This window comes from Chryseobacterium sp. BGA-UO-ETr-SB22 (assembly GCF_059567885.1).
In genome coordinates this window covers 591,470-609,766 of sequence record NZ_JCAQOV010000005.1, presented here as the reverse complement: position 1 = coordinate 609,766, position 18,297 = coordinate 591,470, and the positions used below count along the sequence as shown (strand labels likewise).

Genomic DNA, 18,297 nt, shown 5'->3' with positions numbered 1-18,297 from the left:
AAGAAAATTGTTTAACATTTGAAAAAGAGCAGATGATGAACAGGTAAATCTGCAAATTTGAGTTCTGCATTTACGTATTTTCGCTTATCCGGCTTATCCGTAATTTTACGGTTTCAGTACCACATTTTTGCCTTTCTCCTATTAAATCATTATGTTTGCCGTATGTTCAGTAAACAAGAGGCACAGCAGTTAAAAAAGGAATTTTGGACAGCTTTTGGAAGATCATTTCCCAGAAAATGGATTCTTTATGATACCAAAATCAAGGATATGGCATTTAAATTCTCTGCCGACAACAAAAAAGCAGAAGTTTCTCTGGATATCGAAATGAAAGATGAAATTTTCCGAAATGCCTACTACGAAAAGATCTGGTCATTGGAAGATATTTTAAAAGATTTCACCGGAGATTTTCACAAAGAAGAACATTTCACCCTTGATAACGGAAAGGTTATCAGCAGAATATGGATAGAAAAACATGGTGTTTCCATTTTCAATAAAAATACCTGGCAAGAAATTTTTGAATTTTTTGTGGACAAAATGGACGGTTTCGAAAGGTTTTACTATGAATATGAGGATTTTATAAAGGATATATAAAATACTTACGAAATAAATACTATTTTACACTTCAGGCTCAGATAAAAAAAGAAAACTTATCTTTGCGATACCACTTAAACTAATAGATGAAACTAAATAACGTGATTAAAAATGAGAAAAGTGTACAAAAACATTTTTGGAGAGATCATCTCTAAAAGTAAAGCTGTGAAGCTAAACGAATATCATCTGTATTATTATGAGGAAGGTTCCGATTTCCTGAAAGAAATTGAATTCATCAACGAAGACAGTGTTTACAACATCAATTATTTTCTAAGTGACGAAGAGGACGAGGCGCAGGTAGTAGATTATCTTAAGGAAAAATCTGACTTTTTTGATATTGAGAAAAAAGAAACTGCCGACGGTTTTATTATTTCTACCAATAAATTGTATTCCTTATCCGTAGATGATCTACCCCTAATTTCTAAAACCGTTTTCAAAACGGACGACCCCGAAAACTTTATCTGTTCTCAGGTCATCGATAACGAAACCCATGAACCACAGCTCGAAAGAACCATAAAATGCTGGTACACCCAAGATGAAAGCGGTGAAAAATATGCAGCTATAGAATGCAGCTATCAGGAAGACGGTAAACTTGAACTGGCTGTAGACAAGACTCCTGATCCCGACCATGAAGAGAACTGGGTGCATTATGATTATGATACCTTTCAGGATCTTCAGGCACAAATGTCTACTGATATCAGCTATTACAGAACTGCTGCTTTACTTCCAAAAGAAGCCTATCAGCAATAATTTACACTCTTTTAACACCAATCTCAAATATTATCGAATATAGATGTGAACTCAACTTTTTATAACTGAAACCGGAATTTAGCGATCTTACAAATTATTTTGGAGATTACTAGCTGTATTTTACAAATCGAATCTCAGAGAAATAAAATAAAGACTGTTTCAGAATTGGGCAGTCTTTCTATTTTCAAATCATTCCATTTGTAACAAAACTGCTTTACCAAGTGTCTTATTATTAAAAACATATGGGAAGGATTTTATTATTATCGGTAATTTCATGGATGTTGATATCATGTCATTCAGTGAATGAAGTTCGTCATACTCATCATGATGTCAGAGATTCTTTGGATGCGGATATCAACAAAATATACCAGCAAGGCTTATTCAACGGGTTTGCGGTTTCTATTGTAAATGAAAAGTCCACTTTATACCAAAAAGGATTTGGTTTTTCAGATGTAAAAGAAAAGAAATTGTATACTGAAAATACGATACAGAATATTGCATCCGTTTCCAAAACATTTGTTGGAATTGCTCTTCTTAAAGCTCAGGAACTGGGAAAATTGAATATGGATGATTCTGTTCAAAAATATGTACCTTTTAAAATAGCCAATCCTAATTTTCCTCAAACACCGATTACCATCCGCCAGCTTGCAACTCATACTTCTTCGATTCTGGACAATGATTTTTATTTATCTAAAAATTATTTTCTGAAATCTGATCAGGATCTGAATGGTGTAAAGCTCAATTTTGACGATGAGCAGATATTCAATCCTGCAGATTCAATAATTTCGATGTCTGTATATTTAGAAAATGTGCTGGCAGAAAACGGAAAATGGAATAAAAACAGTTTCTCCACTCATAAACCAGGATCAATCTATGAATATTCAAATGTAGGAACTGCTCTGGCAGCCTTTATTATTGAAAAAGCTACCGGACAAACTTTCAATAGCTTCACAAAAGAATACATCCTGAAACCTTTACAGATGAAAGATTCAGGCTGGTCATTTGAAGAAGTAAAGTTTTCACAATTCTCCAGACTGTATGAAAACCCTGACACTCCTCTTCCCTATTATCAATCTGCAACGTATCCGGATGGTGGATTTATGACGAATATCAACGACCTGAGCAAGTATTTAACCGAACTTATCAAAGGTTATAATGGAAAAGGAACAATTCTGACTCAGAAAAGCTATAAAGAATATTTTACGCCACAGCTTACCGCGTCCAATTTCGCGGAAAGAAATGACAAAAATCCTTACAGTGAATCTTATAACGCAGGCATATTTATGGGTTTTGGTTATACGGGATATATTGGCCATACCGGAGGGGATCCAGGAGTAATGTCTATGCTGTTTTTTGATCCTAAAAATAATCTGGGAAGGATTATGATCTTCAATACCAATTTCTCAGATAAGAAGGGGAATGATGCTTTCTATGGGATATGGAATGTACTGGAGAAGTATCAATTGAAACTGTAAACCAGATATAAAAAGGTCCGGAAGAAAATATCTTCCGGACCTTTTTTATTTTATCCAAATTTCTTTTTCCTCAACCAGAAGAATAATCCTCCGATAAGGCCGATAATCGCCAGTGGAAGCAATAAGTTCAGCCACTGCCATGTGGATTTCTCTTCGGTAATTCTCTGTCTGTCAAGAAGCCTTTCTTCAATATTTCTGTTTCTCAGTTCCATCAGGTTGCTGTCATCCAACAGATAATCCAAGGCATTTCTAAGGAACTGTTCGTTTCCAAATTGCTCGTTCGTCAACAGATCTACGCCTAATGGAAGTGGTTTTCCTTTGATCACTTTATTTCTTCCTACATCTCCGTCTGCAATAACGATCATTTTATTTTCCGGGCTGGATGTTTTGAAACCAGGGTAAGATTTTCTTTCAATTCTGGATGCATAGGCAGAATTAAATTTTCCTTCCAATGCTACAGCGAAGATCTTCGGTGTACTTGGTTTCTCCATTTGTCCAAGACTGTCTACACTTGCAATTTCTTTCAGATCTACATAGTTCGGAACCTGTTTCAGTAATGTTCTTTCACTGGATTCGAAAAGAACTTTTGTTTTGATATTCTTTCTTCCTCCTAAAGTATCAATAGAAGTCGGGAATTCAAATTTTACAGGGTTTATATTCTTTGTGACCGGGTTATTATTTTCAGCAATCCCAAGCGGATAATACGGCCATGGCAGGCTTGTGTATTGTGGATTTCCACTCACTTCTCCTGTAACCAGTCTTAACAGGGCAAACTTTTTAACGTCTTTTACTAAAGCCGGATTAATTCTCAATCCGTAATTGAAAAAGAAGTCTGTCATATTAATATCAACAGGGAAAGGCATTACTTTTTTAGATCTTGTTAAAGTATCCATCTCAGCATTTACCGCATCAATCATCCAAAGTGTTTTCCCTCCGTTCATGATATACTGGTCAAGAATTACCTTTTCATTATCTGTAAAAGCTTTTCTTGGTTTTGCAATCACCAAAGCACTCATTTGCTTCAATAAAGGAATATCTTCCAATGAAAGTTCGGTCTGATTTTTAGGGATAATAGGTCCTGCATCATAATTTTCCATGGCCAGCTGTACAAACCCCTGGAATTCATCCGGATTCAATTCATCATGATTGACCAGAATTCCGATTTTCTTTTTCTTAGCGGCTGCAATGTTCTTGATATTGGAAACAAGGTTGTATTCAAGACCTTCAATAGATCTCGTCAACTGCTGATCGGCATCAATTCCTGCCTGTTGTACCACCAATGGTATGGAAACACCGTCATTTCCATGCTTGATCACAGCGTATGGAAAAAGTGTGATCTGTGAGATCTTTCCATCTTTTACATCCGGAAGAATAGATGGCTGCATGCCCATTGCCATCAGGGTATCCTGAGACATTTTCGTTTTAATAGGATCAATAAATTTAAAATCGATCTTTGGATTTATTTTTCTGAATTCTTCCAGCATAAATTTCGTTTCGCTCTGAAGCTGTTTGAAACTTGCAGGAAAATCACCTTCCAAATATACTTCAACATTCAGAGGCGTTTTAACGGACTCCAATACTTTGATGGTATTATCAGAAAGTGTATATCTTTTTTCTTTTGTTAAGTCTAGTCTGATTCCCGAATACGTCAGGATAATAACCAAAGGAACGATCGCAAATAAGAAGATTCCTAGTGGAGATTTAGCATTGAACTTCTTCATAATTCTACTTCTTTTTGTTTATAAAATGATTAGACAATACTAATGAAGCTCCGATAACAAGAACAAAATAAGCGATATCTTTAAAATCAATAAGCCCTCTTGTAAAGCCTAAGAAATGCTGATAGAAACCTATATTCTGAAGGATAAAATCTGCTCCTCCCAAAAGTTTATAACTTGCCAGCTGTTCGATTCCGAAATACATAATAAAACACATGAAAACGCCCAACAAATAAGCCATAATCTGGTTCTGTGATAATGAAGAAGCCAGAATTCCCACTGCAGCAAATGCCGCAATTAAAATAATCAATCCAAGATAACTCCCGAAGGTCATTCCAAGGTCAATATTTCCTTCAGGAACTCCCAACACATATACTGTATATAGATAAATGAGTGAAGGAATAAGACATAAGATCCCAACAATCCATACGGAAAGGAATTTTCCGGTTACAAGCTCTGAAATTTTTAACGGCTGTGAAAAAAGCCAGTTTAATGTTCCCGTTTGCTGTTCTTCGGCAAAAGTTTTCATAGAAAGGGCCGGAATGATAAACATCAGCAGCCATGGAACCAATACGAAATAACTCTGAAGCGAGGCCATTCCGATCTCAAAAATATTAGAATCGTTGTCGAAAAAGAACAGGAAAAGAGTTGCGATCAAACTGAAAGCAGCAATGATCACCCATGCACTCCAGTTTCCAAAGTAACTCCAAAGTTCTTTCTTTAAAATTGCAATCATAGTTTTTTTGTAAGATGTAAAAAGGATGAATGTTCTCAGACACACACCCTACTCAACAATTATTTGTTTTTTTTATTTTTATTAACCAGTTTCACCGTCATCATAATCAGAAATACAAGAACGAAGAATCCTGCGATTAATTGCCACCAGTATTCAATTGCCATAGATTTTAATATGACGGTAAATACAACCAGAAACAGAATGAATGTAGCAATTTCATTGGCCTGTCTCAGCTTGATATTGGCAGTGGACAGTGTACTTCCATTCAAAGCCTTCAAATGAAGTACTTTTTTCCAGCACCAATAATGGTAAACGGCAAGTCCGATCAGGAAGGTAAGTTTCAAATGAAACCATGGCATTTTCATCAGTCCCAGATTTAAAAAGATCATGACCAATCCGCATACTGCCATGATTACCCCCGCAGGAACGGTGATAATATTCCACAGTCTTCTGGCCATAAATGTGTACTGCTCTCTCAGAATTTTCTTTTTTTCTTCAGGAAATTCGTCGGTATCTTTATAGTAAACGAAAATCCTCACGAGATAAAAAATTCCCGCAAAGTAGCTTACCATAAAAATAATGTGCAGCGCTTTGATTATTGTATAAAGCATTTTTAATAAATAAATTTATTGATAGAAATAATTTTACAGTCCTGGTCGAAATTCTTCAATACGTCGAAAAAAATCTTTTTCATATCCTTTAAATTATTGTAATAAGAATATCCCATAAAAATAGCCAGCCCAAGAGCAATAAATATAATTCCATACGTAGTTTCAGAATTTTCATTTGTATAAAAAGGAACAAAAAGCCCCAAAAGAAGAATAAGAATAAGTATATCAAAATATTTAACTCCAATGGATACTTTAAGAACTTCTTCATTATTATTTACTGAAACAAACGTTCCTATAAAAGACAAGTATTCATTTCCCATCACTTTTACTTCAAATCCATTATCATTCACTTCTCCTTTAAATTTTTTACCATTATAGTCAGGAAAGCCGTGAAATATACTTTCTTCAATTTTATATAGTATCAATTTCTTTGGCTTCGAAAATACAACTTGATATTTGGATTTTAAAAACATATCGATTTTAATCAGGCACAAAGATAAGTTTTTATCTAATTGTTAAAAATAAATTTCTTTTGATCAGGAAAATATAAGTAAAAACAGGTTTCTATAAAAAATAGTTCGGCTCGGGGCAGCAAAGCTGCCCGAGCCGAACATTATATTTCTATTGTGTAATCAACGCAATGATTAAGAAATCACTCCTAATTCTTTTCCAACTTTTTCAAAAGCAGCAATCGCCTTATCCAAATGTTCTCTGGTATGAGCAGCAGATAGCTGTACTCTGATTCTCGCTTTTCCTTTCGGTACTACAGGATAGAAGAATCCGATAACGTAAATTCCTTCATCCATAAGCTTTTCAGCCATTTTCTGAGAAAGAGGTGCATCGTAAAGCATTACCGGAACAATGGCAGCATCTCCGTCCGGAATATCAAAACCTTTCGCTTTCATTTCCGTTCTGAAATATTCTGCATTTTCCATTACCTGATCACGAAGAGAAGTGTTATCAGAAATCATATCCAATACTTTCAAAGCAGCTCCTACAATTCCAGGCGCTAAAGAGTTAGAGAATAAATAGGGTCTTGAACGCTGTCTCAGCATATCAATGATCTCTTTTTTACCGGAAGTAAAACCTCCTAAAGCACCCCCTAAAGCTTTTCCTAATGTAGAAGTGATGATATCTACTCTCCCCATTACTTCATTAGCTTCGTGAGTTCCACGGCCTGTTTTCCCGATGAAACCTGTTGCGTGAGAATCATCTACCATTACCAAAGCATCATATTTATCAGCAAGGTCACACACTCCTTTCAGATCTGCAACAATACCGTCCATTGAGAATACTCCGTCTGTTACGATAATTTTGAAACGGTGGTTCTTTTCAGAAGCAGCAATCAATTGAGCTTCCAGATCCGCCATATTATTATTTTTATATCTGTATCTCGCTGCCTTACAAAGACGAACACCGTCAATGATAGAAGCGTGGTTCAGTTCATCTGAAATAATAGCATCTTCTTCTGTAAACAATGGTTCAAAAACACCACCGTTGGCATCAAATGCTGCTGCATAAAGAATGGTATCTTCAAGACCTAAAAAGTCAGCGATTTTTTTCTCCAAATCCTTGTGAATATCCTGTGTTCCACAGATGAAACGTACCGATGACATCCCATATCCATGAGATTGAATCATTTCCTGAGATGCTTTCATTACTTCCGGATGATTGGATAATCCCAGATAATTATTCGCACAGAAGTTCAAAAGCTTTTTTCCGTTAGCTTCTATTTCTGCACTTTGCTGAGAAGTGATGATTCTTTCTCTTTTGTAAAGTCCGTCATTCTCAATATTCTGAAGTTCGTTCTGTAAATGTTGAAGGTATTTTTCAGAGATCATTTTTAGTAATTTTTTAGATGTGCTAATTTACTAAAAAGGCAGTAAAATAAAACCTTTTATACGTTTAATTCTAAAAAATCAATTCTATTTTCAGTTTTAACATTATTAGTCTATAAATTTAGTAGGATAATATTATATTTGTTTAAAATTTGAAAGAATGAGATTAAAGCCGGTACAAAAAATAAAGAAAATCAATTCAGAAACCTTTATTAAAGACCATATGAAGCCGAGAATTCCAATTATTATTGAAGATTTTATACATCCGGAAAGTCCTGCCTTCAAAAAATGGAATTATGAATATTTCAAAGAAATTGCAGGAAACCATAAGGTGAATATTTATGGCAGTGAACTTGATTCTCTTGATAGGGTCGCAAGTGATCCTATAGCACAAAGCACATTTTCAGAATATCTCGATCTTATACAGTCTGCTCCTACTGAACACCGCTTATTCTTATTCAATTTGCTAAAAATAAAACCCGAACTTAAGAATGATCTTACCTACAATGATGTTACCAATGGGAAAATATTAAAATGGCTTCCTTTTATGTTTTTTGGAGGTGAAGGTTCTGTAACCAGAAATCATATTGACATTGATATGTCACATGTTTTCATTACTCAGTTTCAGGGAATCAAAAGAATCTGGCTATTTCCCTGGGAACAGTCTGATTTTATGTATAAGCTGCCCTATAACTTTCACAGTCTTGCCCAAATAAAAAACCCAGACTACAGAAAATATCCTGCACTACTCTATTTAAACGGCTATGAAGCAGTCATTCACCCTGGTGAAACACTCTATATTCCTTCCGGATGGTGGCATTATATCCAGTATGACACGGAAGGATATTCTATATCAGTGAGAGCGCTTCCATCAAGCCCTCTCGAAAAATGGAGAGGTTTTAAAAACCTGATCATCACAAGACATTTTGATAATATTATGCGCAAACTATTCAAAGAAAAGTGGTTTGAATACAAAGTAAAAATAGCCAGAAAAAGAGGAACTCAAGCTGCCAGAAAACAAAGAAGCTTTCAGATCTGAAAGCTTCCTGTTATTTTATCGTCAATAGTAAGTAAAATACGTATTGATATTTTACAGTCTTACATTTTAATGTTTAATGAATTTGATACTTTTTTCATCAATGGTAATAAAATAAGTTCCCGGAACCAATTCTGAAATCCCAATCGCTTTACCTGGCTGATACGTTCCTTTTCCTACCAGTTTTCCATCTACAGCATGAATCGTAAAATCTGCAGCTCTGTTGATACCTTTCAGATTAATTTCATTTTTTGCTGGATTTGGATAGAGTCCAAAGTTTTCCTTCTCAACAGAAGAAACACTTAAAGTATTATCCTGGGTAACAGTAGAGTTCTTCTCCAGAATCTGATATTCATAATTGAACTGAACACTTGCGATAGGAAATGTTACAGATTCTAAAAAGCTTTGGTTATTTGAAGTATTGGTAAGAACCAAATATGCAATTTGTCCTGAAGTTCCGGTTACTTTTATAGGTAAAGGCATTTCGAAAAAGCTTACTGCAGCACTGCTTTGTGTCTGAGAAACTTTAAATAAAGCCTGATTACCGCCTTGCATCCATTTTATAGTATATGTAGGATAACCTTCCCCATACACCCAGTCATTAAAAAACTCTGTAAAATCTTTTCCGGTAGATTGAAGCAGGGAAGCATTTAAATCAGCAGTACGCGCATAGCTGTAGGCTAAATTCGGTCTTGCATGATAGTCTTTGAGTGCCTGATAAAAAGCGGCATCACCTAAGGCCCACTTCAACATTCTCAGAACATAACCTCCTTTAGCATAGGTCAATCTGCTGTCAAATATCCTGTTAATACTGGAAAGTCCGGTATCTGGTACATACACCGTTCCTGTTGTACTTGCGGTAATATAATTGGATTGACCTTGCAGGTAATTCAGGAATTCAGCATTGGTCATCAGTAATTTTTCATTGGCAACATGCTCCCCGAAAGTGGCAAAACCTTCATTCAGCCAGATGTCGTTCCACGCACCGCAGGTTACCTTATCACCAAACCATTGGTGGGCAAGTTCATGAGCGATAAGCTGTTTATTCCAGCCTCCCATGGAAGACATTGTCTGGTGTTCCATACCTCCTCCGTACATGAATTCCATGTGCCCGTATTTTTCATTACGGAAAGGATAAGCCCCAAAATACGTTTCAAAAGTATCCATAGCCAGTTTCGTCCATTGAATATTATTCAGACTGGTCTGATTTGAATTGGTGGATGGATAAATATAATTGACAAAAGGAAACGGAGGATTTCCAATGGTATCCGTAAGCTTTACAAAATTGGTAATCGACAGTGCGATCAGATAAGCCGGTGTAGGATACATCGTTCTCCAGAAAGTAAGTTTCGTAGATCCTGTAGGAAAAGTTTCTGACATTAATTTTCCATTAGCAGCAACGCTATAATTGGATGGCGTTGTAATTTTGAAATCAAATCTATCAATTTTATCATTCAAACTCTGTTTTGTTGGGAACCAATCCTGTGCACCATAAGGTTCATTCAAAGTAGAAAGTACTGGAACTCCACTCTGAGTGGCAGCTGTAAAGGCCCCATTAGCACTGGGTGGCGTTCCTGAATAATGAATAGTCAGAGAATCCAGCGTATTGGCAGCTATAGGAGTCTGAAAATCAATTTTCACTTCATTGGAAGGAAGCTGTTGGAAAACAAGGTTGTTACCATGATATTTAATCTGGGAAACTGTTAAAGAGGTTGTCAGATCAAAATAAATGCTTCCCATATTCTGAGTAGGTTTAAAATGAGAAGTTACCGATCCTGAAATGGTATTGGAAGCCGGATTGAGCGTAACATCCATTCTTTGATACTGTAAATCGTAATTCAGCGTATTGGGATTGGTATTTCCGATGTTCATTTTTTGTGTAAAGGATTTTTTCTCTTTTTCGATCAATCCTTTCATATCGGTGTTTTGCTCATGCTTCTGGCTATAAAACTGCTGAGATAATAAAAATCCCAACACCAAAAGGTACAATTTTGTCATGCTTAGAAATATTTAACCAAATATAAAAAAAACCTTTTAATCAATGATTAAAAGGCTGTTATAATATATAAAATAAAAAATTTTTAAAGATCCAGTGCAGGTTCAAGAATTTTTTCCATTCTCTTTTTCACCATATCTACCGACCCGGAATAGTTATTCACCATTAAAGAGAACACCAATGTTTTCCCGGAATTCGTCTTCAGATAGCCTGCTAATGTTTTTACTTTATTCAGTGTTCCTGTTTTTGCAAAAACCTGTCCGTTACCTCCACCAATGAACATTCTCTTTAAAGTTCCGGATTGTCCTCCGATTGGTAAAGAAGTCAGGTAAGATCTATAGTATTTTTGATCCATCAAAGAAGTAAGAAACTTCACCTGCGAAATTGGCGTCACATTGTTACTTCTTGAAAGTCCGCTTCCATCCATATAATTAAGACCAATCATATCAAAACCGGCATCTTTCAGGTGGCCTGTTACCACAATTCTTCCTGATTCTGATGTCTGGTCACCCATTTTCTGATAACCAACTGTTCTTAACAGGGCTTCTGCCAATGAATTATCACTATGCTGATTGGTATAATAAATAATATCACCTAAAGTTGGGGATTTATAAGCTGAAAGCATTTTTCTTCCTTCCGGCGATGCATCTGTCATTTTCGGGTTTACTTTTCCGGTAACAGGAATTCCGCTTTTTACCAATGTAGTTCTGAAAGAGTTGGCAAGGTATGCCGGAGCATCAGGAAGTTTGGTTGTTAAAGTCCCGTTTCCTTCATATTTATCAGCATATACCATCTGATGATTGTAAGGAGAAACGTAGAAAAATTTCTTATCTGTAGAGAAACTTCCTTTTTTAACAATCAGTTTTTCGTTAGCTGGGTTGATGTCCCGGGTACTTCCTGCAGGCAGATAATAATTATTATTTTCCAACCATACAACATTTTCCGGAAGCACTGAAATATTGCCTTTGAAAAGCGCTGTCTGAATGATAATATCACCATTTACCTTTTTGATTCCCTCTCTTGAAACTCCGCCTACGAAATCTGAAACAATATCTCTATAAGATGATGCACCTGCTTTGTTTGTTCCCAAAGAAGGGTCACCGCTTCCTATAACATAAAGATTTCCATTTAAAACTCCATTTTCATCTATGGTTCCTGAATACTCAAGCTGAGTCATCCAACGGTAGTTTTCACCCAGCAGGTTTAATGCTGTTTCCGTTGTAAGCAGCTTTGTAGTAGAAGCAGGTACCAAAGGAGTATTTTCATTGTACGAAGAAATTACTTTCTTCGTTTTCGGATCGTACACTACGAATCCCCAGCTTGCATTTTTCAGCACAGGATCCGCCATCATTGTGTTCACATTAATATCTACAAGTTCTTTTGCTGACAAAACAGTTTTCTCCACCATCGTGCTAACGGGTGAAGGCAGGTTTAAGCTGCTTTTCTGACTGTCATAATTCTGAGAATAAAGAACGGTAGAAACGGTAGATTGAGCCAGGAAAAGACCAGAAGCCAACACCGCCGCACTTGAAATATATTTTCTGAAATTTACCATCTATCTTCTTTTTGTTCTATAGCTTTGACTCTATAAAAAATGACAGGTTAAATCATTCAATAAAAGAGCCAAACACTTAATCAACGTCCAAAAGTAGAAATTATTGTCATATAACAAGCCACTGACCCGTTATAAAAGAGTGTAAAGTTTGTTAAAAATTGTTAAAAATCCACAAAAACATCTTTTTTAATGCTTTGATATGCAGTGATTTCATCAAATTCTTTTAAACTTATCAAAACCAGACTTTTGAATTTCTCATAGTTTTTCCCACGGGGAAGCTTAAGCATAATCTGGAATTGGTATAGATTATTCAGCCTTGCAATCTGAGCTCTTTCGGGACCTAAAACACAATCTTCCGGAAGGTATTTTCTAAGGATAGAACCCAGAAACTGAGAGGCCCGGTCTACTTTATCTTCCTTTCTGTGTTTCATTTCAATCATAATCAGCTTCGTAAAAGGCGGATAATGGAATTTCTGGCGCTCAGTAAGGATGTATTTATAGATCTTCGCAGGGTTATTCATCTTGATCAGCTGGAATACAGAATGATCAGGATTAAAGGTCTGAATCAGGATTTTCCCTTTTCCGGAAACCCTTCCAGCTCTTCCTGAAACTTGTGTAATCAACTGATAAGCCCTTTCTTCTGCTCTGAAATCCTGTACATATAATAAGGAATCCGCTTTGGGAATTGTAACCAGTTCAATATGATCAAAATCCAGTCCTTTGGAAATCATTTGAGTTCCTACGATGATGTCTGTTTCTCCGTCTTCAATCTTTTCATACAATTTTTCGTAGGCGAATTTCTTACGCATAGAATCCACATCCATTCTGTCTACCTCATTTTCAGGAAACAGTTTGGAAACTTCTTCATGAATCTGCTCTACACCTACTCCTCTTTCGTTCAGCTTTTCGGAATTGCATTTCGGGCAGGTTTTCGGCTTTGAAGCTCTTTGGCCACAGTAATGACATTTCATTTCGTTAGCTGCTTTATGATAGGTCATTACCACATCACAATTGGAGCAGTAATTGACATAGCCACAGCTCTCACATTCTATGACATTGGAATAGCCACGACGGTTGTGAAGGACAATCGCCTGTTTTTTTTCATCTACTGTTTTCTTAATCTCCTCAAGAAGTTTCAGAGAGAAATTTCCGGAGACTTTTTTAGAGTCCTGCGCTTCTTTGAAGTTGATCAGTTCATATTCCGGCAGATTCACATTCCCGAATCTTTCATTCAGGAAAATATATTTCATTTTATCTTTTCTGGCCCTGTAGTAACTTTCAACAGAAGGTGTTGCAGATCCCAGGATCACTCCCGCATTGTAAAAGCCACCCAAAACTAATGAAGCATCTTTAGCATTGAAATAAGGGGTCACTTCTCTTGGTCTGTAGGCAGAATCATGCTCTTCATCCACTACAATAAGTCCCAGGTTCTGATAAGGTAAAAACAAAGCATTACGGGTTCCGATGAGAATACGAATATCATTCTGTTTGATTCTTCTCCAGACTTCCACCCTTTCAAAGTCAGTCAGTTTCTGGTGGTAAAAACCTAGCTGGCGTCCGTATTTTTTTTCTAATCTCTGTGTAATTTGTTTGGTCAGGGAAATCTCAGGAAGTAAAAACAGAACATTTTTTCCTTCTTTGATACATTCTTCAATTTTTTCTAAATAAATATGCGTTTTCCCTGATGAAGTTACCCCATGCAGCAGGACATTTTTTCCTTCTTCAAAAGCTTCATCAATCTCAGATTTAGCAATTTTCTGCTGTTCAGAAAGTTCTTCCAGGTCTTCAATTTCTCCTTCATAGCTTTCAATTCTGTCTTTCTGCATGTAATATTCCTCCACAAGCCCTTTATCTGCTAAAGGCTTGAAGTGTGAACTTCCGAAATAACCGTCCTCAAACAGCTCAGATTTTTTAATATGAGCATCAGGATTTTCCGTTTGTTTTTCTAAAATAAGAAGGAACAGGTCTTTCTGCTTTTGGGCTCTGTTTAGTTTTAAAAGAATGTCCGTAAGGTTCTGATTGGCTAAAACCTCATCCTTAATTCTTACATACGCTACTTCTTTAGCTTTATATTTCTCAGCAATTTTCTCATCAATTTCAATATACTGAAGATCAATCAATGAATTGATAGTCTTGATAATATCCTTTTTAGGGATAAAAGCTTCAATATCTGTCAGGTTGATCAGCTGTCGTACTTCAAGTGCCTGAATCAGGTACATTTCATTGACATCCAGATTTTCAAAATCAATTGCTATTCCTGGTTTTAATTTTAAATAGGTCTCACTTTCCAGTTTCAAGGAAGAAGGGAATGAAAACCTATATATTTCACCAAGGCTGCACAGATAATAATCCGAAAGCCAGTTCCAGAAACGGATTTGTTCTTCAGGAACAATCGGTTTATCATCCAGCATGCTGATGACTTCTTTAGCTGTAAAATTTTCAGGTGCATTGTCGTGAAGCTCAAATACGATTCCCGTATAGATTTTCTTTCCGCCAAACGGTACCAGAACACGCATTCCGGGTTGAATTTCGGACATCATTTCTTCGGGAACTTTATAGGTGAAAGATCCTTTGAGGTTCAGTGGTAAAACAATTTGAGCGTATTGCAAGGGAAATATTTAAAGTGTAAAATTAGATTTTTCTTTAGAGAACTGCAACTTTGCAGGGATTCTTTCGCGTTCCTTTAGCAGAACTGGAAACTAAAGCTGTTGTATGTTTTTACTTCCTCTTATGTCCATTCCGTAGGAATCTAAACAATCAGATATTATAAAATCTAAAACTGTATTAATTTATTGATCAAAACAATGATATGACAGGCTGGATTCCTACGGAATGACAAAGTTTACGGATAAAAGAACAGCACAAATTCAGAAAATCTCTAAGAAAGAATCCATAAATGGTTAAAACAGTAATTGGGTCATCTCATACCAAAATGCGGAAGTAAAGAATCCTAAAATGATACTGACGCCGATGATCAGGTTGGTCAGTTTTGTATTGAGCCTGAACTGTTCTGCAATAATGCTTGAGGTAACCAGTGTAGGCATTGCCGCTTCAAATACCGTAATTTTAGCCACATCTCCTTTTATTCCCAACAATAAAGCCAATCCAAGTACAATTGCCGGTGCCAGTATAAGCTTGTAGAGCATTGACATCGACATCTGCGGAATCAGTTTTTGCCATCCGTTAAACTTCAGCTGCAGTCCAACTGAAAACAGGGCTAGTGGACTTACCGTAGCCGCAAGCTTATCAAAAAACGGTTCTGCAACGGTAAAATCAATAAACCTAGACAATATCAGAGCGGAAATACACCCTATTAATGGAGGAAACGTAATGAGTCTTTTTAAAATAAATACTGCGCTTACTTTTCCTGATCTACTTCCTCCTTTCACGGCGGCAATAATTCCGAGGGTAGAAAGAGCAAAGAACATGGTCTGATCGCAAATAATGGCAATACTCAGAAGCCCTTCACCATAAAAAGCACTGATTAAGGGAAATCCGATGAATGATGTATTGCTATAACCGCTTGCCAGTTCTAAAGTACTTCTGGAACGCCTTGAATATCCCCTGCTCTTGCTATAAAACATCATAAAGAAGAAGCAGAACACAGAAATTAAAAATGTGGCTGCTATCGGAAACAACATTTCTGTTGTCCATTTTACTTTAGGCAGATATTTAAACGAAACTGCCGGAAGAGCAAGATAAAGAATCCAGGTATTGATACCCTTATGAGCATCGGGGTGGATAGATTTTGTTGCTTTGAATATCATTCCTGCAATAATGCACACTGCAATCAGAACAAAATTTACCATAACTGTAAAGAAATATGAGGCAAATTTACGGCTGATTTTTGAGTTGGAAGGGTAAAATTTATATTTTTTTGAGTACAAATCCGGTACGGTGGAATATCAAATCCGATACATACAAGGCTCTTTTTCATTTATTACAAAGCCTTAATGGATTTATTTTTCACCCATTCAATAAACAAATCTGTTCTTCTTATCAACCACAGTTTAAATTCTAACTATTATTTTTATAATAAATAACTATATTTTAAATAATTTTTATAATAATAAATTCTGACGGAAATTTGTACTGTTGATAAGAGATAAAATATTAACTGAAAATACATCAATGAAAAATATCTTTTAAAACACATTTGTAAAATAATAAAATAAGACCAATCATCTCATTTTTTTAATACTTAAAATTTTAAACAATGAATATTAATATTTTTAAAGAAGCAAGTATAGGTTCGTTGGACCTTAAAAACAGAATTGCCATGGCTCCAATGACCAGAGCCAGAAATGAAGACGGAATTCCAAAAGATTTCAATGCTGAATATTATGCACAGCGTACCGGTACAGGACTGATCATTACGGAAGGTACTGCGATCTCTCCAACGTCAAAAGGAGTACTTCATATTCCGGGATTATATACTGATGAGCAGGTAGAAGGCTGGAAACTCGTGACTGATGCTGTACATCAGAAAGGAAGCAAAATTTTCACTCAATTATGGCATGTGGGGCGTGTTTCTCATGTAACCATCCAACCCGACGGACAAGCTCCTGTTTCTTCTTCTGATATTCAGGCAGGTGAAACGCATGCATGGGGATATGATGAAAACGGAAAAGAAGGTTTTGTCATTAATTCCAAACCACGGGCATTGGCTACTGGTGAAGTAAAACAAATTGTTAAGGATTTTACTTTAGCAGCGGTAAATGCTGTAAGAGCTGGTTTTGACGGAATAGAACTTCATGGAGCCAACGGATATCTTATTGAACAGTTCCTGAACCCGTTTGTGAATATCCGTAATGATGAATATGGCGGAAGTATAGAAAATCGCTCTCGTTTTTTACTGGAGATCGTGGATTCTGCGATTGCAGCGATTGGCGCTGATAAGGTAGCCATCCGTTTAACTCCTTATGGTGGATTATACGAAATGCCTTATTACGATGAGATAGAAGCTACTTATGAGTATCTGGCGAAAGAACTTTCCAAGAGAAATATTGTTTACGTTCATATTATGGATCAGAAATCGAGAGGAAGTTTTGCTTTACCGGAAGATTTTATGAAGCGTTTCAGAAACTGGTATGATGGAGTGATTATTCTTGCAGGAGGTATGGACAGAGAGAAATCTGAAAAACTGATCAATGAAGGGTTAATTGATATTGCAGCATTCGGGGAAGCTTTTATTTCCAATCCTGATCTTGTGGAAAGACTTGAAAACAACTGGGAACTTACTCCTCCAAAAAGAGAACTTCACTATGGACTTACTATGGAAGGGTATCTGGACTGGGAAGTACACCATAAACAACAATTAAACTAAAATAATTACTGTTTAAATTTCACTATACTATCAAAAAGAGCTACCGTAATGGATAGCTCTTTTTATTTTATAATTTTTTATACTTATCAATAGATTAATCTTTCATCCTGTTTTTCAAATCTACTTCAGCACCAAGAATTCTAACAATCTCTATTTCTTTTATTCCAATAATTCTGTAAAATATAATATGCTTATTTGATAAAAAGCCAAAAATATCATATTCAAGCTCAGGATAGGATTTTCCAATCTTAGGATTTTCCGCAAGCATCTGACAAAAATAAATGAGCTCCTCATAATATTTATCTGCCTGAAATTCTGACCAAAATTCTAAAGTATATTCATAAATTTTAGTAATATCTTCAACAGCTTTATTGGTAAAAGTATATTGAGCCATTACCTTTTTATTTTAGCTTTTAATGCTGCCAAATGTTTTTCCGGATTAAAATCAGCAGCTACTCCACTTTCAACACCTTCCCGGATAGCATTTCTAAGAATTTGAATTTTATTTTCTTCTTCTTCAAGTAATCTTAAACCAGCTCTGATTATTTCACTTGCATTTTTATACCGTCCTTCGGCAATCTTATGATCTACAAAATCTTCAAAATAATCACCTAAAGAAACTGATGTATTACGTCCCATATGATTTTGATTTTAAACTTAATACA

The 18,297-nt window shown here is 35.9% G+C and carries 16 protein-coding genes; 5 read left to right on the top strand and 11 right to left on the bottom strand.

From position 1 onward, the window contains the following. Nucleotides 1-162: 162 nt before the first annotated feature. The 3 genes from AC57AW_RS09975 (at nt 163) to AC57AW_RS09965 (ending at nt 2,816) form a co-directional block, all read left to right on the top strand. Entirely contained in the window at nt 163-591 is a 429-nt protein-coding gene (locus tag AC57AW_RS09975; RefSeq protein WP_318848116.1) for a DUF4268 domain-containing protein, read from the top strand. Nucleotides 592-711: 120 nt separating this feature from the next. Further along, on the top strand, nt 712-1,341 hold the full coding sequence (locus AC57AW_RS09970) for a hypothetical protein (protein ID WP_496351741.1): 630 nt from the start codon (nt 712-714) through the stop codon (nt 1,339-1,341). A gap of 242 nt (nt 1,342-1,583) precedes the next feature. Next, nucleotides 1,584-2,816, top strand: coding sequence for a serine hydrolase domain-containing protein (locus AC57AW_RS09965; RefSeq protein ID WP_496351740.1), 1,233 nt, complete (start codon nt 1,584-1,586; stop codon nt 2,814-2,816). Between the two features lie 50 nt (nt 2,817-2,866). Here AC57AW_RS09965 and gldG read toward each other — a convergent pair whose 3' ends face one another. The 5 genes from gldG to kbl form a co-directional block, all read right to left on the bottom strand. Next, nucleotides 2,867-4,537 (bottom strand): gliding motility-associated ABC transporter substrate-binding protein GldG, encoded by a 1,671-nt coding sequence (gldG, locus tag AC57AW_RS09960; RefSeq protein ID WP_318848119.1) that lies wholly within the window; start codon nt 4,535-4,537, stop codon nt 2,867-2,869. 4 nt (nt 4,538-4,541) lie between these two features. After that, nucleotides 4,542-5,270, bottom strand: a complete 729-nt coding sequence (locus AC57AW_RS09955; RefSeq protein ID WP_496351739.1) for an ABC transporter permease — start codon at nt 5,268-5,270, stop codon at nt 4,542-4,544. Nucleotides 5,271-5,329: 59 nt separating this feature from the next. Next, nucleotides 5,330-5,881, bottom strand: coding sequence for a CopD family protein (locus AC57AW_RS09950; RefSeq protein WP_496351738.1), 552 nt, complete (start codon nt 5,879-5,881; stop codon nt 5,330-5,332). A 2-nt stretch (nt 5,882-5,883) separates the two neighbouring features. Further along, nucleotides 5,884-6,306, bottom strand: coding sequence for a hypothetical protein (locus AC57AW_RS09945; protein ID WP_496351737.1), 423 nt, complete (start codon nt 6,304-6,306; stop codon nt 5,884-5,886). A gap of 219 nt (nt 6,307-6,525) precedes the next feature. Next, nucleotides 6,526-7,722: a glycine C-acetyltransferase gene (gene kbl / locus AC57AW_RS09940; protein ID WP_496351736.1), complete on the bottom strand. Its 1,197-nt coding sequence runs from the start codon at nt 7,720-7,722 to the stop codon at nt 6,526-6,528. A 157-nt stretch (nt 7,723-7,879) separates the two neighbouring features. Here kbl and AC57AW_RS09935 point away from each other — a divergent pair, with 157 nt between their 5' ends. Continuing rightward, nucleotides 7,880-8,758, top strand: a complete 879-nt coding sequence (locus tag AC57AW_RS09935) for a cupin-like domain-containing protein (RefSeq protein WP_496351735.1) — start codon at nt 7,880-7,882, stop codon at nt 8,756-8,758. Between the two features lie 66 nt (nt 8,759-8,824). Here the strand turns inward: AC57AW_RS09935 and AC57AW_RS09930 are convergent, their stop codons facing one another. The 4 genes from AC57AW_RS09930 to AC57AW_RS09915 all read right to left on the bottom strand — a co-directional run bounded on the left by AC57AW_RS09930 (nt 8,825) and on the right by AC57AW_RS09915 (nt 16,115). Then, nucleotides 8,825-10,753, bottom strand: coding sequence for a M1 family metallopeptidase (locus AC57AW_RS09930; RefSeq protein ID WP_496351734.1), 1,929 nt, complete (start codon nt 10,751-10,753; stop codon nt 8,825-8,827). 83 nt (nt 10,754-10,836) lie between these two features. Then, nucleotides 10,837-12,306, bottom strand: a complete 1,470-nt coding sequence (gene dacB / locus AC57AW_RS09925; protein WP_496351733.1) for a D-alanyl-D-alanine carboxypeptidase/D-alanyl-D-alanine endopeptidase — start codon at nt 12,304-12,306, stop codon at nt 10,837-10,839. Nucleotides 12,307-12,467: 161 nt separating this feature from the next. Then, nucleotides 12,468-14,915, bottom strand: coding sequence for a replication restart helicase PriA (priA, locus tag AC57AW_RS09920; RefSeq protein WP_496351732.1), 2,448 nt, complete (start codon nt 14,913-14,915; stop codon nt 12,468-12,470). A 291-nt stretch (nt 14,916-15,206) separates the two neighbouring features. Continuing rightward, nucleotides 15,207-16,115, bottom strand: coding sequence for an AEC family transporter (locus tag AC57AW_RS09915; protein ID WP_496351731.1), 909 nt, complete (start codon nt 16,113-16,115; stop codon nt 15,207-15,209). A 407-nt stretch (nt 16,116-16,522) separates the two neighbouring features. On the opposite strand from AC57AW_RS09915, the gene AC57AW_RS09910 reads away from it, so the two are divergent. Then, nucleotides 16,523-17,632 (top strand): alkene reductase, encoded by a 1,110-nt coding sequence (locus AC57AW_RS09910; protein WP_496351730.1) that lies wholly within the window; start codon nt 16,523-16,525, stop codon nt 17,630-17,632. Nucleotides 17,633-17,726: 94 nt separating this feature from the next. Here AC57AW_RS09910 and AC57AW_RS09905 read toward each other — a convergent pair whose 3' ends face one another. Next, entirely contained in the window at nt 17,727-18,026 is a 300-nt protein-coding gene (locus tag AC57AW_RS09905) for a type II toxin-antitoxin system RelE/ParE family toxin (protein WP_496351729.1), read from the bottom strand. Next, nucleotides 18,026-18,271, bottom strand: coding sequence for a type II toxin-antitoxin system ParD family antitoxin (locus tag AC57AW_RS09900; RefSeq protein ID WP_496351728.1), 246 nt, complete (start codon nt 18,269-18,271; stop codon nt 18,026-18,028). Before AC57AW_RS09900 ends, AC57AW_RS09905 begins: the two co-directional genes overlap by 1 nt. Nucleotides 18,272-18,297 lie beyond the last annotated feature (26 nt).

Coding starts and splice junctions, on each gene's coding strand:
- dacB (WP_496351733.1), bottom strand. CDS start 12,306: ATGGTAAATTTCAGAAAATATATTTCAAGTGCGGCGGTGTTGGCTTCT.
- AC57AW_RS09950 (WP_496351738.1), bottom strand. CDS start 5,881: ATGCTTTATACAATAATCAAAGCGCTGCACATTATTTTTATGGTAAGC.
- AC57AW_RS09905 (WP_496351729.1), bottom strand. CDS start 18,026: ATGGCTCAATATACTTTTACCAATAAAGCTGTTGAAGATATTACTAAA.
- AC57AW_RS09935 (WP_496351735.1), top strand. CDS start 7,880: ATGAGATTAAAGCCGGTACAAAAAATAAAGAAAATCAATTCAGAAACC.
- AC57AW_RS09955 (WP_496351739.1), bottom strand. CDS start 5,270: ATGATTGCAATTTTAAAGAAAGAACTTTGGAGTTACTTTGGAAACTGG.
- kbl (WP_496351736.1), bottom strand. CDS start 7,722: ATGATCTCTGAAAAATACCTTCAACATTTACAGAACGAACTTCAGAAT.
- AC57AW_RS09965 (WP_496351740.1), top strand. CDS start 1,584: ATGGGAAGGATTTTATTATTATCGGTAATTTCATGGATGTTGATATCA.
- AC57AW_RS09915 (WP_496351731.1), bottom strand. CDS start 16,115: ATGGTAAATTTTGTTCTGATTGCAGTGTGCATTATTGCAGGAATGATA.
- AC57AW_RS09910 (WP_496351730.1), top strand. CDS start 16,523: ATGAATATTAATATTTTTAAAGAAGCAAGTATAGGTTCGTTGGACCTT.
- gldG (WP_318848119.1), bottom strand. CDS start 4,537: ATGAAGAAGTTCAATGCTAAATCTCCACTAGGAATCTTCTTATTTGCG.
- AC57AW_RS09975 (WP_318848116.1), top strand. CDS start 163: ATGTTCAGTAAACAAGAGGCACAGCAGTTAAAAAAGGAATTTTGGACA.
- AC57AW_RS09930 (WP_496351734.1), bottom strand. CDS start 10,753: ATGACAAAATTGTACCTTTTGGTGTTGGGATTTTTATTATCTCAGCAG.
- AC57AW_RS09900 (WP_496351728.1), bottom strand. CDS start 18,271: ATGGGACGTAATACATCAGTTTCTTTAGGTGATTATTTTGAAGATTTT.